Here is a 15,272-nt window from a genome sequence, read left to right as displayed (position 1 = left end):
CAAGAGTGGCAGTAGAACCATGATACAGACTAGTCACTGGTTAGTCAACTACGACTTATCATTGACTTGCTTGGCATCCAGTGGGATACTGGTCTCACATTAAACGGTCGTCTCGTCGCGAGGCCGGCACTCGGAGGAAAATCATGGCGCAGAGTCAGTTCGTTGCTTACTACCGTGTCAGCACGGCGCGTCAAGGTCAGTCGGGGCTCGGCCTCGAAGCACAGCGCGAAGCAGTCGAGCGTTACCTGAACGGCGGCGCGTGGGAGCTGGTCGGCGAGTTCACGGAGACTGAAACCGGCAAGGGTGCCAATGCGCTCGAAAGGCGTCCACAGCTCCGCGCCGCCCTTGAGCTGTGCAAGCGTCGCGGTGCGACGCTCATCATTGCGAAGCTCGACCGTCTCGCCCGTAACGTGCATTTCGTGTCTGGCCTGCTGGAGACCGGCTGCGACTTCGTAGCCGCTGATATGCCGCAAGCTAACAAGGTCATGATTCAGATGCATGCGGTCATGGCCGAATGGGAGCGCGATCAGATAAGCAAGCGGACGCGAGATGCTTTAACGGCAGCAAAGGCGCGCGGCGTGAAATTGGGCGCGGCCGGACCTGCGAACCTCAGGCCGAACATTGCACACCGCCAGAAGGCCGCTGACGCCTTCGCACACAAGCTGGCGGGGGTGATTGAAGGCTTCCGCGCGCGAAGCCTGTCACAGCGCGATATGGTGGCGGAGCTCAACTCGCTTGGCATCAAGACGCCAAATGGCGGCGTGTGGCATCGGGGGCAGTTGTGTCGCGTGCTGGCGCGTATCGAGTCTACGCCGAGGTGATGCAGGCACACGAAGCGACATGCAGTAGATTGCTTGGTGCAAATCAATCGCCGCGCAAGGCCGGAGTCGGGCGTAGCAGCATCTCTAGGTGTCCGGTCGCCCCCTGTTCCACGTCTGCATAATTGGATACCATGTTTCGCGCACGCTAATGTGCGCCGGGGCTGTGGAGATCTATAGCGCCAAACTAAATTTAATTATTTGTCGCACACCGATTTTAAACCAAATGATAAAGAAAAACATGACTGCATGGTGTTCAGACTTAACGGGCCCTACATCGCGCGCTTTCTCACTGCAGTCAACTTGCAACCCCATTAAATCGACGGTGTAGAAATGCGCTACTGGTGGGTAAACCAAAATCAAACATACAAGGCCGAAGTAACAGGCGGATTTCTCTGGTCGCCCAAGAAAAGAGCAGATGGCGGCAGGAATCAATTCTACGAAAATATGCGGGAGATTGTAGTTGGCGATGTGATCTTCTCGTTCTGCGACACACGCATCAAGGCCATTGGAATTGCAATTGCCGAGGCCGAATCGTCTCCCAAACCGGACTTTGGCACTGCCGGGGCCGCCTGGTCACGCGAAGGTTGGCTTGTTCCCGTCGAGTTCCGCGAACTGCATGCACAAATCCGCCCGAAAGATAGTATTGCTCTGCTTCTTCCACATCTTCCCTCAAAATATTCGCCTTTGCGGGAAACTGGTGATGGACTGCAGTCAGTCTATCTAGCGGAAGTCCCTGGGTCGATGGCCGGGGTTTTGATTGAGTTGATTGGGCCCGAATATTGGGCGGCGTTAAAAGAACTGAAAGGTGAAGTTGAAGAGGCGGACACTGTCGGAGAAAATCACGAGGCCGCAATCAAGGGAAGAACCGACATCGGCGCTACAACAAAGGAGCAGTTGGTTAAGTCCCGTCGTGGCCAAGGTATTTTCAAAGCCAATGTTAGGCTAAACGAAAAGGCGTGCCGCGTCACTGGCGTTACAGATCCACGGCATCTCCGGGCGAGTCATATTAAGCCGTGGAAGGACAGCACCGATGAGGAAAAGTTGAATGGTTGCAATGGCCTTTTGCTTGCGCCTCACGTCGATCATCTACTAGACAAGGGGCTCATTTCTTTCTCCAACGCTGGCGATCTTCTTGTGTCCCCCGCGCTCGATCCTAATGTTTTAACGCGATGGAAAATCCCTGACGTGTTGAACGTCGGAGCCTTCAACGTCGAGCAATGCCATTTTCTTGAGTATCATCGAAGCGCTGTCTTCAAAAATTCGTAGCTGTGGATTGGCCGCGTCAAAGCAGCAGCTCAGCATAACAGCCGAGGGCGGTCTCAATGGTCTCCGACAGGGCATTGTGGTTCTGTCGGAGCTTTGCATAGGTCTGCGCGTTCATGCCGCCGAACGCCTGGCCCTGTATGGCGGCTCTGTATTCTTCCGTTACTTTCGCGGCCGCAAGCGTATCGGCGAAGGTGTGACGCATACTATGGAAGTAGGTTAGGGCGGTGCCCGCCGGCAGCGAACCAGCCTCCACTAGCTCCGCCAGCGTGTCGCCGCCCCATTTGGTTATCTTGTGGCTCCACTTGATCAGGCCGCTATTCGGCTGCCCGTTGGCGGCCGGCTTGCCGATATGCGGCTTCCACGCCGACTCGAACGGGCGCAACTGTCTGCCTTCTAGCTGTGCCTTTAGGTAGTCGATGAAGCCATGACGGACAAGGGCACTATGGATTGGTGCGTGCCGCCAGCTGGTCAAGCGTTTGAGCGATTTGCGAAGAACGCCGTCAGCGTCCGGTGTTTCGGCGAAATCGAAATACCAAACGTTGGTTTGCACATCGTGCTTGAGGTCGGTTCCAATGTTGACTTGTGCCAGCTCTTCGATTCGGCAACCCAGAAATGCGGTTGCCACCGTTGCCCAATACTTGTGCGGTTCCGACAAGCGGCGAGTGGCCGCGTGCTGAAAGATCATGCGCAACTGGTCAAGCGTGAAAGCGTCGCGATCGAGAGCGGATGGGGCAGTGCGCTTGGGCTTTAACGTTGCGGCGGTAAGTAGCGACAGGCCGTTGCGGAGCCGATGCCAGTTCAGGAACCCGCCAATCATCGTGATGTAGACGCTTTTGGTCTTGTCCGACCAGGCGCCGTTATCTAGGATCACTTCTGCCAGCTTAACGAAGCGCAACTGGTCAATGTCAAGAAGTGAAGTCTCGCCGCCCGCTTGCTCCACCAGATAGGCGAGCTTCGTTGCGTAGCTGGCGAGGGTCGTCGGCTTGAGATCTTTCCTCCGCATGAATTCCCCGACACCCTTAGACAGGGTAACAGCCGCCCTTGCGGGCGCTGCCGATGTAGCGGGGAGGGTGGTGGGATGCTTCAGCGCCGCCAAGCCCGCCACAGCGGTCTCAAGGGCTCTCTGCGCCGCTTCGTGCTCGCCCGGCTCAGCATCTATTCTCACGGCTTGCGGGAGGCCGCTTTGGTCGAAGAGAAGTTCGAGGGTGTAGTCAAGGCGGAAGGGAGTGGTCTTCGGCATGGCGCGAAGTGAGGCGAAAAGTCGATCGGTCTTCGTCGCAAGGACGCGAGCGCGGATTATGGCCTCTCGCCGGACGCACGTCTCTAGCGACTTGTATATCTGTCGCCTGCCGATGACACCGAAGAGGTCGGCAGGCACGCGCCGCCGAAAGTAGAACACGGAATCGTGCCGCGATCTTTGCAGAAAGTTTGCTGCCATGTTGGGCCTGTGCTGCACGTTTGTGCTGCACCTGCCTCCGGGAGGCACCAAAACAAAAGCCCTTGACCGTTAGATCAAGGGCTTTTGTGCAACTGGTGGCGAATCAGGGACTCGAACCCCGGACCTGCGGATTATGATTCCGTCGCTCTAACCGACTGAGCTAATTCGCCGAAAGAAGACGAGATTATGGTGGTGCACGAAACGTCTGTCAACCCCTTCTCACGTAATTTCTTAACGCGCACGCGCAAGGGGCGGCAACAGGCATCAATCCTCGTGATAGACGTTCGACTTGCGCGTGTCCTTCACGAACAGCATGCCGATCACGAAGGTCGCGAGCGCGATCACGATCGGATACCACAGCCCCGAATAGATATCGCCCCTGGCTGCCACGATGGCGAACGCAGTGGCCGGCAGGAAGCCGCCGAACCAGCCATTGCCGATGTGATACGGCAGCGACATCGACGTGTAGCGAATTCGCGCCGGGAACATTTCCACCAGCATCGCGGCGATCGGGCCGTAGACCATCGTCACGAAGATCACGAGGATCGTCAGGATGACAATCGCCATCGGCCAGTTGATGAGCGCCGGATCGGCCTTCGCCGGATAGCCCGCGCTCTTCAGGGTGCCCGCGAGCGTCTTGTCGAACGCAGCGCCTTGCGCCTTGGCGTCGGCGGCCTTGCCGTCATAGGTGTTCACGACCGTCTCGCCAACCTTGATCTGCGCGAGCGTCCCCGCCGGAGCGGCCACGTTCTGGTAGTTGAGACCGGCCTTGGAGAGCGCGCCCTTCGCGATATCGCACGAGCTCGTGAACTTCGAGGTGCCTACCGGATTGAACTGGAACGAGCACTCGTCCGGATTCGCGATGACGACGATCGGCGACTTCTGCGTCGCGGTTTCGAGCGTCGGATTCGTATAGTGGGCGAGCGCCTTGAAGAGCGGGAAGAAGGACAGCGCGGCGATGAGGCAGCCCGCCATGATGATCGGCTTGCGCCCGATGCGATCCGACAGCGACCCGAAGAACACGAAGAACGGCGTGCCGATCAGAAGCGCCACGGCCACCATGATGTTCGCGCTGGTGCCGTCGACCTTCAGCGTCTGCGTGAGGAAGAACAGCGAATAGAACTGCCCCGTGTACCACACGACCGCCTGACCCGCCGTCAGTCCGAAAAGCGCGAGCAGCACGATCTTCAGGTTCTTCCACTCGCCGAACGCTTCCTTGAGCGGCGCCTTCGACGTCTTGCCTTCCGCCTTGATGCGCTCGAAGACCGGCGATTCGTGCAGCTTCATGCGAATCCACACGGACACGGCGAGCAGCAGGATCGACACGAGGAACGGAATGCGCCACGCCCATGCGCTGAACTGCTCTTCGCCGGTGATCGTGCGCACCGCCAGAATGACGACGAGCGAGATGAAGAGGCCGAGCGTCGCCGTCGTCTGAATCCACGCCGTCCACGCGCCGCGCTTGTTCGACGGCGCATGCTCCGCGACATACGTGGCCGCGCCGCCGTACTCACCGCCGAGCGCGAGGCCCTGCAGCAGTCGCATTGCGATGAAGATGACCGGAGCGGCGATGCCTATCGTCGCGTAACCGGGCAGGAAGCCGATCAGAAACGTCGACAGACCCATGATGACGATCGTCACGAGGAACGTGTACTTGCGGCCCACCATGTCGCCGAGCCGCCCGAACACGATCGCGCCGAACGGGCGCACCGCAAAGCCCGCCGCGAAGCCGAGCAACGTGAAGATGAAACCGGCCGTCGGATTGACGCCCGAGAAGAACGTCTTGCTGATGTAGATCGCCAGCGACCCGGCGAGATAGAAGTCGTACCACTCGAACACCGTGCCGAGCGACGAAGCGAAGATGACTTTCTTCTCCTCCGCCGTCATCGGTGCGTGCGAAACACGCCCTTCGATCGTAGCCATGAATCGTCTCCTGTTGTTTGCGTGTGTATCCGATCCCTTCCGAAGCCCACGGGGCAGCGCCGGTGCAAAGATTATTGGAACGAAAACTTACGGCGTTCTGACGCCGTCGTGCGGCATGGAGAATACCTATGGAAACGTCAAGTCGCGCGAAGTCGCGCTCATCGGGCCGCGATCTATCGCGAAGCGGAGCGCTTCATGCATGAAACCGGATATCGCACGACCGTTGCGCTCAGGGTTTGTCCCTGGCAGGAAAAACCCGCTGTAGGCTGACACGGACGAGCGTCCCGGCCAGTCGCGGCGTTTCCTGATACACGTGATCCTCGATGGCGAGCGTGCCGCCGTGCATCGCCGCGATCTCCTTGACGATCGCAAGACCGAGCCCGCTGCCGTCGCCCTCGCGCCCGAGAATGCGATAGAAGCGCTCGAACACGCGCTCGCGTTCGGCAGGCGGAATGCCGAGTCCGGTGTCTTCCACTTCGAGATGCACGAAGTCGAGATCGTGGTCGTCGGTCCGCACGCGCACGGTGATGCGCCCGCCCGGCGGCGTGTAGCGGATCGCGTTGTCGATGAGGTTCGACAGCATCTCCCGCAGCATCACGACGTTACCTTGCACGTCGACCGGAAAAGGCGGCTCCTCGTACCCGATGTCCATGCGTTTCGCCAGCGCCGCCTGCACCCAGTCACGCACGGCGGCGCGGGCGAGCGCCGTCAGTTCGACGCGCGAAAAAATTTGCCCCGTCGCGCGATTCTCCGCGCGTGCGAGCGCGAGCAACTGCGTGACGAGCCGCGCCGCGTGCTCCGAACTGGTCGCGATCTGTTCGAGCGAACGCTGCACTTCCGTCGATACGTCCTGCCGCAGCGCGAATTCCGCCTGCATGCGCAGCCCGGCGAGCGGCGTCTTCATCTGATGCGCGGCATCGGCGATAAAGCGCTTCTGGAACTCCATGTTCTGTTCGAGCCGCGTAAGCAGATCGTTGAACGACGCGACGAGCGGCGCGATTTCCGGCGGCGCGCGGCCCGCTTCGAGCGGCGAGAGATCGTCCGGGCGGCGCGTGCGCATGTTCGACTGCAGCGCGTGCAGCGGCGCGAGCCCGCGCGACAGACCGAACCACACCAGCACGATCGCCAGCGGCAGGATCACGAACTGCGGGAGGATCACGCCCTTGATGATGTCGTTGGCGAGCTGGCTGCGCTTGTCGAGCGTCTCGGCGACCTGCACGAGCACGGGCTGGCGGCTTTCGGCATCGCGTCCGGACGCGAGTTCGGGCAGATCGACGGTCGTGTACGCGACGCGAATGTCGTTGCCGCGCAGCACGTCGTCCCTAAACTCGACGATGCCCGGCTGCGGCCGGTCGTCCTCGTGCGGCAAAGGCATGTCGCGGTCGCCGCCGACGAGTTCGCCGCGCGTCCCGAGCACCTGGAAGAACACGCTGTCGACATTGTCGGCGCGCAAGAAATCGCGCGTGGCGTCCGGCAGCCGCAATTCGGCCACGCCGTTGACCGGCTGGATCTGGCGGGCGAGCACGTAGGCGTCGGCTTCGAGCGCGCGGTCGAACGGACCGTTGGCGATCGACTTCGCGACGAGATACGTCACCGCGATGCTCATCGGCCAGAGCAGCAGCAGCGGCGCGAGCATCCAGTCGAGAATCTCGCCAAAAAGCGAGCGCGGGTGCGCCTCGCTGCCGGGTTCCAGCTCGTCGGGCGGGGCGAACGGATTGGCGTAGCGGGCATCGCGCAGGGCGTCGGAATCGGCGGCATCCAGGATGGCCGCTGACGGCTCGCGCGGCGCTTCGGCTGCGCGCTCGGTGGAGGCGGGCGACGCCATGCGCGGCTTACTTATAGTGCTGGCCGGCGGCAGCGGGATCGGCCGTCGACTTGGCTTCCGGCGTGCTGGCCGCCTTTTCGAGCGTGTACCCGAGGCCGCGCACCGTGATGATCCGCGCGCCGCTCGGCTCGATCTTCTTGCGCAGCCGGTGCACGTAGACCTCGATGGCGTTGTTGCTGACTTCTTCGCCCCACTCGCAAAGATGGTTGACAAGCTGCTCCTTCGACACGAGCCGCCCGATCCGCTGCAGCAGCACTTCGAGCACGCCGAGTTCGCGCGCCGACAAATCGATGACCTGATCCGCGATATGCGCGATGCGTCCCACCTGATCGAACGACAGCGATCCGTGCCTGACGACCGTCGGTCCGCCGCCCGCGCCGCGCCGCGTCAACGCCCGCACGCGCGCTTCGAGTTCGTTGAGCGCGAAGGGCTTTGCCATATAGTCGTCCGCGCCGAGATCGAGACCTTTCACGCGCTCGTCGACGCTGTCGGCGGCGGTCAGGATCAGAACGGGCATCTGCGAGTTGCGCGCGCGCAGGCGACGCAGCACTTCGAGGCCGGGCATGAGCGGCAGGCCGAGATCGAGGATGAGCAGGTCGAAGGATTGCAGGGAAAGGGCGGTATCCGCCTCGACGCCATGCTTCACATGGTCAACGGCGTATCCCGATTGGCGGAGTGATCGGACGAGGCCGTCCGCGAGTATGCTGTCGTCTTCGGCAATGAGGATTCGCATCGTCGTGTGCCTGATGCGCGGGGCGCATCGCATTGCCGGCACCGCATTTCGCCCGGCGCGGCGGTCTCCAGGGTGTCATGCGGTTTTTGCACGGTTCGCTCGATGTGGAAAAACACCACGCCGCAACGATCGGGCTTGCAAAAACTACTGTTTTTTTATACAGTGTCTGCGTTAGTGCAAAAGCGGGGCGAAGTGCCGGTGCTACCGCTACAAAGCCGGCTACAAGCCTGCGCGCACGCGTCTCAGACGCCGTTCATCATAGCAAAGGACGATTCATGGAAGAAAGCAAGAAAGGCCCGGCTGGAATGACTGCGGAAAAGAGCAAGGCGCTGGCCGCCGCGCTGTCGCAGATCGAAAAGCAATTCGGCAAAGGGTCGATCATGCGGCTCGGCGCAGGTGAGGCGGTCGAAGACATTCAGGTGGTCTCCACAGGCTCGCTCGGACTTGACATCGCGCTCGGCGTCGGCGGCTTGCCGCGCGGCCGCGTCGTGGAAATCTACGGTCCGGAATCGTCGGGCAAGACCACGCTCACGCTGCAGGTGATCGCCGAGATGCAGAAGATCGGCGGCACGGCTGCGTTCATCGACGCCGAACACGCGCTCGACGTGCAATACGCTCAAAAGCTCGGCGTGAACATTCCGGAACTGCTGATTTCGCAGCCGGACACGGGCGAGCAGGCGCTGGAAATCGCGGATGCGCTCGTGCGCTCGGGCTCCATCGACATGATCGTCATCGACTCGGTCGCGGCGCTCGTGCCGAAGGCGGAAATCGAAGGCGAAATGGGCGACTCGCTGCCCGGCCTGCAAGCGCGTCTGATGTCGCAGGCGTTGCGCAAGCTCACCGGCACCATCAAGCGCACGAACTGCCTCGTGATCTTCATCAACCAGATCCGCATGAAGATCGGCGTGATGTTCGGCAACCCCGAAACGACCACGGGCGGTAACGCGCTGAAGTTCTATTCCTCGGTGCGCCTGGATATTCGCCGCATCGGTTCCATCAAGAAGAACGACGAAGTCATCGGTAATGAAACGCGCGTAAAGGTCGTAAAGAACAAGGTGTCGCCGCCGTTCCGCGAAGCCATCTTCGACATCTTGTACGGCGAAGGCATTTCGCGTCAGGGTGAAATCATCGACTTGGGCGTGCAGGCCAAGCTGGTCGACAAGGCGGGCGCCTGGTACAGCTACAAGGGCGATCGCATCGGTCAGGGCAAGGACAATGCGCGCGAATTCCTGCGCGAGAATCCTGACATTGCGCGCGAGATCGAAAACAGGATCCGCGAATCGCTCGGCGTGGCTGCGTTGGCTGATGCCGTCGCCACGGGCGCACCCGTGTCGGACGACGAATAATCGTCCGACCTGCCGCCGATGCTCAAGCGCCGGTTCGGATCGAAGGCGGACAACGCTGAAGCCGGGCGGAGTCGCGCGGGACGTTCGAATCGCTCTCGCGAGAACGATGAAGCGAGCGGTGATCTGAAGAGCGGTCGCTCTCCTTACGCCGCGCCCGGTGTCGATCAGCCGGAGGACAGCGCCGATGCCGCCGATCGCTATGAACGAAGCAGCGAGCGGGGTGCATCGTCGAGAGGCGGCGGTTTCGCCTCAGGCAGGAAAGCACGCGCCGGCGCGAAGTCATTCACGCCGGCGCGTCGCGTTTTTGAAGCGGCGGACAAGGGCGTGGCGGTTTCACGCGCTGGCGTGACTGAGCGTGACGACCGTCGCGGGCTGAACGCGCCATCGGCGTCCGGCGATCAAGAAGAATGCGCTGCGGCACCGTCCCTCCAGCTCGATCGTGCGGCGCGGCTCGAGCAAGCCCGCTTGCTGTTGCAACAAGCCACTGCACAGGCAGTCAGCGCAGCGCCCCCCATACAGCCGGCAACCGTAAGCACCGCTCACTTCGACGACCCCTTCGAAGACGCCGACCCCTTGGAGCCGTTCGAGCAATGCGCGCCGTCGAGCGCGCCCGAAGCCGACCGTCCAATGCGCCGTCGAACCAGGCGGAGCGGCGCTCGCAATCCACGGCAACAGCCGCGCTCCGCGAGCGACGGCGCGTTTGAAGATGCTGAGGCTTTCGAACAATGCGTACCGGAGCTGCAGGCCGACACCGTCTACAGCCGGTCGAGCGAACGCCAGCGCAAAGTGCCTGCAGCGAACAATCCGCGACAGCCTCAGCGCTCCCTGAAAGGCCGCGCGCTGGGCTACCTCTCGCGTCGCGAGTACAGCCGCGCGGAACTATCGCGCAAGCTGCAGCCGTATGTCGAAGAAGCCGATTCGCTCGAAACGCTGCTCGACAGCCTCGAACGCGACGGCTGGCTCTCCAACGAGCGCTTCGTCGAAAGCGTGGTGCATCGGCGGGCGGCGCGCATGGGCGGCAGCCGCATTCTCAATGAACTGAAGCGGCATGCGGTCGGGGATGCGCTCATCGGCGAAACAGCGGGAAAGCTCGCGCTGACCGAAACCGCGCGCGCTCAGGCCGTGTGGGAGAAGAAGTACGGCGGCTTGCCGGAAACGCCCGCCGAGCGTGCGAAGCAGGCGCGGTTTCTCGCGGCGCGCGGCTTTTCGGGCAGCACCATCGGCAAAATCCTGAAAGGCGGCGACGAAGACTGTGCCGACGAATTCATCGACGACTGACAGGGCGACGGCGTGCGCGGAAGGCCGCAAAACGGCCCGCAGCGATTCGTCAGTCCATCCACGGACGGAAATACTCGCTATGCTAAAATTCAACGGTTTTCCCGTTCCGGCTTCTGCCCCATGCCTCTTTCTCCGCCCGTTTCCCGACAGTTGCGCCATCGTCGCGCGATTCGGCTGGAAGCGTTCGAGCGGGAAGACGGCCTCTGGGATATCGAAGCCTGCCTAACCGATGAGAAGCCCCGCGACTTTCTGCTCGCGGCGGGCGTCCGGCCGAAAGGCCTGCCGATCCATGAACTCTGGCTGCGCATCACCATCGACCGCAAGCTCACTATCGTCGACGCCGAAGCGTCGTCCGACTGGGCGCCGTATGCCCTTCTCTGTGCCGAATCCAATTCTGCCTATCGCTCGCTCATCGGGCTCAATCTGCTGCGCAACTTCCGTCGCGACGTCCGCGCCCGCTTGCGCGGCGCGGCCGGCTGCACGCATCTCACCGAGTTGTGCGCCGTCTTGCCGACCGCGGCCATGCAGGCGTTCTTCGGCGATGTCTGGTCCGACGACATGTCCGACCCCTTGGCCCCGGAAGGTGCCGCCGGCGCGCTTCCCGATCGGCCGCCGTTCGAACTCGGCGGCTGCCACGCGCTGCGCTTCGACGGCGCGGCCGTGCGCGAATACTATCCGCAGTGGTTCGGCTACGAGCCGTCGCGCCGCGACAAGACAACCGTCGCGGAACAGGAAAATCCGAAGACGTAGCGCGCTCGTCATCCCCAAGTAGAGCGGCCGGTAATCAAACAAGAAAGCCAAGCAATTGCGATTCAGGCAATTCGAAATCGAAGTTCACTCCAACTCTCAGACTGAAGGAATCACGCATGAAGATTCACGAGTACCAGGGTAAGGAAATCCTGCGGAAGTTCGGCGTCGCGGTCCCGCGCGGCACACCCGTGTTCTCGGTGGACGATGCGGTCAAGGCCGCGGAAGAGCTGGGCGGCCCGGTCTGGGTCGTCAAGGCGCAGATCCATGCCGGCGGCCGTGGTAAGGGCGGCGGCGTGAAGGTCGCGAAGTCGATCGAGCAGGTCCGCGAGTACGCGAACCAGATCCTCGGCATGCAGCTCGTCACGCACCAGACCGGCCCCGAAGGCCAGAAGGTGAACCGCCTGCTGATCGAAGAAGGCGCGGACATCAAGAAGGAACTGTACGTCGGCCTCGTGCTGGATCGCGTTTCGCAGAAGATCGTCGTGATGGCGTCGAGCGAAGGCGGCATGGACATTGAAGAAGTCGCGGAAAAGACGCCGGAACTGCTGCACAAGTTCGCCGTCGAGCCGTCGACGGGCCTGCAGGATGCAGACGCCGATGACCTCGCACGCAAGATCGGCATTCCCGACGCATCGATCCCGCAAGCGCGCGCGATCCTGCAGGGTCTCTACAAGGCGTTCTTCGAAACCGACGCATCGCTCGCGGAAATCAACCCGCTGATCGTGACGGGCGACGGCAAGGTCATCGCGCTCGACGCCAAGTTCAACTTCGATTCGAACGCGCTGTTCCGTCATCCGGAAATCGTCGCTTATCGCGATCTGGACGAAGAAGACCCGGCTGAAGTCGAAGCATCGAAGTTCGACCTCGCGTACATCTCGCTCGACGGCAATATCGGCTGTCTCGTGAACGGCGCAGGCCTCGCGATGGCGACGATGGACACCATCAAGCTCTTCGGCGGCGAGCCGGCGAACTTCCTGGACGTCGGCGGCGGTGCGACGACGGAGAAGGTCACGGAAGCCTTCAAGCTGATGCTGAAGAACCCGAACCTGAAGGCGATTCTCGTCAATATCTTCGGCGGCATCATGCGTTGCGATGTGATCGCGGAAGGCGTGATCGCGGCGTCGAAGGCGGTGGACCTGAAGGTGCCGCTCGTCGTGCGCATGAAGGGCACGAACGAAGACCTCGGCAAGAAGATGCTGGCGGACTCGGGTCTGCCGATCATCTCGGCCGACAGCATGGAGGAAGCTGCGCAGAAGGTCGTCGCTGCAGCCGAAGGCAAGTAAGCGCATCCGCGTGCCTGCCTAAGAGAGCGTTCCACCAGATACGAATGGCGGCGCGGGGCGCGAGCCTGAGCGACGCCAAACGAACAGAGGTCACTACATGTCGATTCTGATCAACAAAGACACGAAGGTCATCACGCAGGGCATCACCGGCAAGACCGGCCAGTTCCACACGCGCGCTTGCCGCGAATACGCGAACGGCCGCGAAGCGTTCGTCGCGGGCGTGAACCCGAAGCGCGCCGGCGAAGACTTCGAAGGCATCCCCATCTACGCATCCGTCAAGGAAGCGAAGGCCGAAACCGGCGCAACGGTTTCCGTGATCTACGTGCCGCCCGCGGGCGCTGCAGCGGCGATCTGGGAAGCGGTCGAAGCCGATCTCGATCTCGCCATCTGCATCACGGAAGGCATTCCGGTCCGCGACATGCTCGAAATCAAGGACCGCATGCGCCGCGAGAACCGCAAGACGCTGCTGCTCGGACCGAACTGCCCCGGCACGATCACGCCGGACGAGCTGAAGATCGGCATCATGCCGGGTCACATCCACAAGAAGGGCCGCATTGGCGTCGTGTCGCGTTCGGGCACGCTCACGTATGAAGCGGTCGGCCAACTGACGGCGCTGGGCCTCGGCCAGTCGTCGGCGGTGGGTATCGGCGGCGATCCGATCAACGGCCTGAAGCACATCGACGTGATGAAGATGTTCAACGACGATCCCGAAACGGACGCCGTCATCATGATCGGTGAGATCGGCGGTCCGGACGAAGCCAACGCCGCGCACTGGATCAAGGACAACATGAAGAAGCCGGTCGTCGGCTTCATCGCGGGCGTGACGGCGCCCCCGGGCAAGCGCATGGGCCATGCAGGCGCGCTGATCTCGGGCGGTGCGGACACGGCGGACGCCAAGCTCGAAATCATGGACGCGTGCGGCATCAAGGTCACGAAGAACCCGTCGGAGATGGGTCGTCTGCTGAAGTCGGTGATCTAAGGGAACGTCGGCAAAAGCCGTCAGGGTTTGGTACTCTTACTGAATCCTTTCGTCATAGCCGGAGTAAAAGCGGGGGAGCGTCGGCTTCCCCGCTTTTTTATTTCGGTCACGGTTTTCCCCTGCCATGCTCGAATTCTTTTCCACGCTCCATTGGGGCGCTGTCGTTCAGATCATCGTCATCGATATTCTTCTCGGTGGCGATAACGCCGTTGTCATTGCGCTCGCGTGCCGCGACCTGCCCGTCACCCAGCGCAAGCGGGGCATCGTGCTCGGCACGCTCGGCGCAATTCTTTTGCGCGTCGCGTTGATTGCATTCGCGGTGATTCTGCTCGACGTGCCGTTTCTCAAGTTCGTCGGTGGACTGCTGTTGCTGTGGATCGGCATCAAGCTGATGCAGCCGGGCCACGACGATCATCGCATCAGCTCATCCGACAAGCTCTGGGCGGCGGTGAAGACGATCATCGTCGCGGATGCCGTGATGAGCCTCGACAACGTGATCGCGATTGCCGGCGCTGCCGAGGCCGCCGATCCGCAACATCGGCTGACGCTCGTGATCTTTGGGCTCGTGGTGAGCATTCCGCTCATCGTGTGGGGCAGCACGCTGGTGCTCAAGCTGCTGGACCGCTTCCCGGTCGTCGTGTTGCTGGGCGCGGGGCTGCTCGGGTGGATCGCGGGCGGGCTGATCATCGACGATCCGTTCATCGACCGCTGGCCCGCATTGAACACGGATGCGGCCGGCTATGCGGCGCGGCTCGGCGGCGCGTTCATCGTCATCGCGGCGGGCTGGCTGATGAAGCGCCGGACGCTGGCGCAGGGCAAAGGGGTCGCTGCCGATACCTGAGCGCCCAACGTTGGCCGAATGGCCGACTGTCGCCATCCCCACTGCCTCAATAGGATGAAAGCGTCCGGCTTGCACACGCAGCCGGCGCTTTCTGTCTTTTTGGGAGCAGCAATGACGAGCATGGCTTTGAACGTGGAAAGCCCGCGCGAGCGGCGCGGATGGGGTGAGTGGCTCAGGCGGGCGACATCGTCGGCGCACGGTTTCACGCTGATCGAGTTGATGATCGTGCTGGCGATCGTTGGCGTCGTCGCGGCTTACGCGATCCCCGCGTATCAGGACTATCTGGCGCGCAGCCGCGTGGGCGAGGGCATGTCGCTCGCCGCATCGGCGCGTCTCGCGGTGGCGGAGAACGCGGCGAGCGGCGCGGATCTCGCGAGCGGCCATGCATCGCCGCCCGCGACGCGCAACGTGGAGTCGATTCACGTCGACAGCAACACGGGGCAGATCACCATCGCCTATACGACGCGCGTCGCGCCGGCGGGGTCCAACACGCTGGTGCTCGTGCCGTCGGCGCCCGATAACGCCGAGACACCGACGGCGCGCGTCGCACTCGCGCGAGGCACGGTGCAGGCGGGCACGATCACGTGGGAGTGTTTCGCGGGCGGCAAGGCGGCGTCGTCGCTGCCGGCGCCGGGCGCGGGGCCGTCGCCTGTCGACGCGCCGACGCTGCAGGGCAAGCTCGCGCCGCCCGAGTGCCGCGCTTGACGCTTCGAGCGAGCCGGACGGAACGCGCGGCGGCACGCGATACTGCGCCGCCGCGCCGGGCAGCGACTTCGTGCGAAAGCGGGT

The 15,272-nt window shown here is 62.4% G+C and carries 13 protein-coding genes, 1 tRNA gene and 1 pseudogene; 9 read left to right on the top strand and 6 right to left on the bottom strand.

Features of this window, described 5'->3' with window-relative positions:
- The first annotated feature begins 143 nt into the window (after positions 1–143).
- Together P9220_RS01555 and P9220_RS01550 are read left to right on the top strand one after the other, a co-directional pair.
- Positions 144–821 (top strand): recombinase family protein, encoded by a 678-nt coding sequence (locus P9220_RS01555; RefSeq protein WP_309763253.1) that lies wholly within the window; start codon positions 144–146, stop codon positions 819–821.
- A gap of 330 nt (positions 822–1,151) precedes the next feature.
- Positions 1,152–2,087 (top strand): HNH endonuclease signature motif containing protein, encoded by a 936-nt coding sequence (locus P9220_RS01550; protein WP_309763252.1) that lies wholly within the window; start codon positions 1,152–1,154, stop codon positions 2,085–2,087.
- Between the two features lie 16 nt (positions 2,088–2,103).
- Here the strand turns inward: P9220_RS01550 and P9220_RS01545 are convergent, their stop codons facing one another.
- The 6 genes and pseudogenes from P9220_RS01545 to P9220_RS01525 form a co-directional block, all read right to left on the bottom strand.
- Positions 2,104–3,327 carry a hypothetical protein gene (locus P9220_RS01545; protein ID WP_309763251.1) on the bottom strand — a complete coding sequence of 408 codons (1,224 nt, stop codon included), beginning with the start codon at positions 3,325–3,327 and terminating at the stop codon, positions 2,104–2,106.
- Positions 3,328–3,342: 15 nt separating this feature from the next.
- Positions 3,343–3,525: pseudogene (locus tag P9220_RS27030) on the bottom strand (DUF6538 domain-containing protein); the annotation flags it as partial.
- 93 nt (positions 3,526–3,618) lie between these two features.
- Positions 3,619–3,695: transfer RNA gene (locus P9220_RS01540), tRNA-Met, on the bottom strand.
- A gap of 94 nt (positions 3,696–3,789) precedes the next feature.
- Positions 3,790–5,448 carry an MFS transporter gene (locus P9220_RS01535; protein WP_309763250.1) on the bottom strand — a complete coding sequence of 553 codons (1,659 nt, stop codon included), beginning with the start codon at positions 5,446–5,448 and terminating at the stop codon, positions 3,790–3,792.
- Positions 5,449–5,677: 229 nt separating this feature from the next.
- A complete protein-coding gene (locus P9220_RS01530; protein ID WP_309763249.1) occupies positions 5,678–7,273 on the bottom strand; it encodes a sensor histidine kinase N-terminal domain-containing protein in 1,596 nt (531 codons plus the stop codon).
- Between the two features lie 7 nt (positions 7,274–7,280).
- Positions 7,281–8,006, bottom strand: a complete 726-nt coding sequence (locus tag P9220_RS01525; protein ID WP_309763248.1) for a response regulator transcription factor — start codon at positions 8,004–8,006, stop codon at positions 7,281–7,283.
- 275 nt (positions 8,007–8,281) lie between these two features.
- On the opposite strand from P9220_RS01525, the gene recA reads away from it, so the two are divergent.
- From recA to P9220_RS01490, 7 genes are all read left to right on the top strand, one after another.
- Positions 8,282–9,352 (top strand): recombinase RecA, encoded by a 1,071-nt coding sequence (gene recA, locus P9220_RS01520; protein WP_309763247.1) that lies wholly within the window; start codon positions 8,282–8,284, stop codon positions 9,350–9,352.
- Positions 9,353–10,138: 786 nt separating this feature from the next.
- A complete protein-coding gene (gene recX / locus P9220_RS27025) occupies positions 10,139–10,630 on the top strand; it encodes a recombination regulator RecX (RefSeq protein ID WP_404980386.1) in 492 nt (163 codons plus the stop codon).
- Positions 10,631–10,750: 120 nt separating this feature from the next.
- Entirely contained in the window at positions 10,751–11,380 is a 630-nt protein-coding gene (locus P9220_RS01510) for a DUF2889 domain-containing protein (protein WP_309765343.1), read from the top strand.
- A gap of 101 nt (positions 11,381–11,481) precedes the next feature.
- On the top strand, positions 11,482–12,663 hold the full coding sequence (sucC, locus tag P9220_RS01505; protein WP_309765342.1) for an ADP-forming succinate--CoA ligase subunit beta: 1,182 nt from the start codon (positions 11,482–11,484) through the stop codon (positions 12,661–12,663).
- Between the two features lie 97 nt (positions 12,664–12,760).
- Positions 12,761–13,642, top strand: coding sequence for a succinate--CoA ligase subunit alpha (sucD, locus tag P9220_RS01500; protein WP_309763246.1), 882 nt, complete (start codon positions 12,761–12,763; stop codon positions 13,640–13,642).
- 124 nt (positions 13,643–13,766) lie between these two features.
- Positions 13,767–14,483: a TerC family protein gene (locus P9220_RS01495; RefSeq protein WP_309763245.1), complete on the top strand. Its 717-nt coding sequence runs from the start codon at positions 13,767–13,769 to the stop codon at positions 14,481–14,483.
- A 111-nt stretch (positions 14,484–14,594) separates the two neighbouring features.
- Positions 14,595–15,188: a pilin gene (locus P9220_RS01490; RefSeq protein ID WP_309763244.1), complete on the top strand. Its 594-nt coding sequence runs from the start codon at positions 14,595–14,597 to the stop codon at positions 15,186–15,188.
- Positions 15,189–15,272 lie beyond the last annotated feature (84 nt).

It is taken from the genome of Caballeronia sp. LZ016, assembly GCF_031450805.1.
GTDB lineage: Bacteria > Pseudomonadota > Gammaproteobacteria > Burkholderiales > Burkholderiaceae > Caballeronia.
This window is presented reverse-complemented; position numbering and strand designations above follow the sequence as displayed.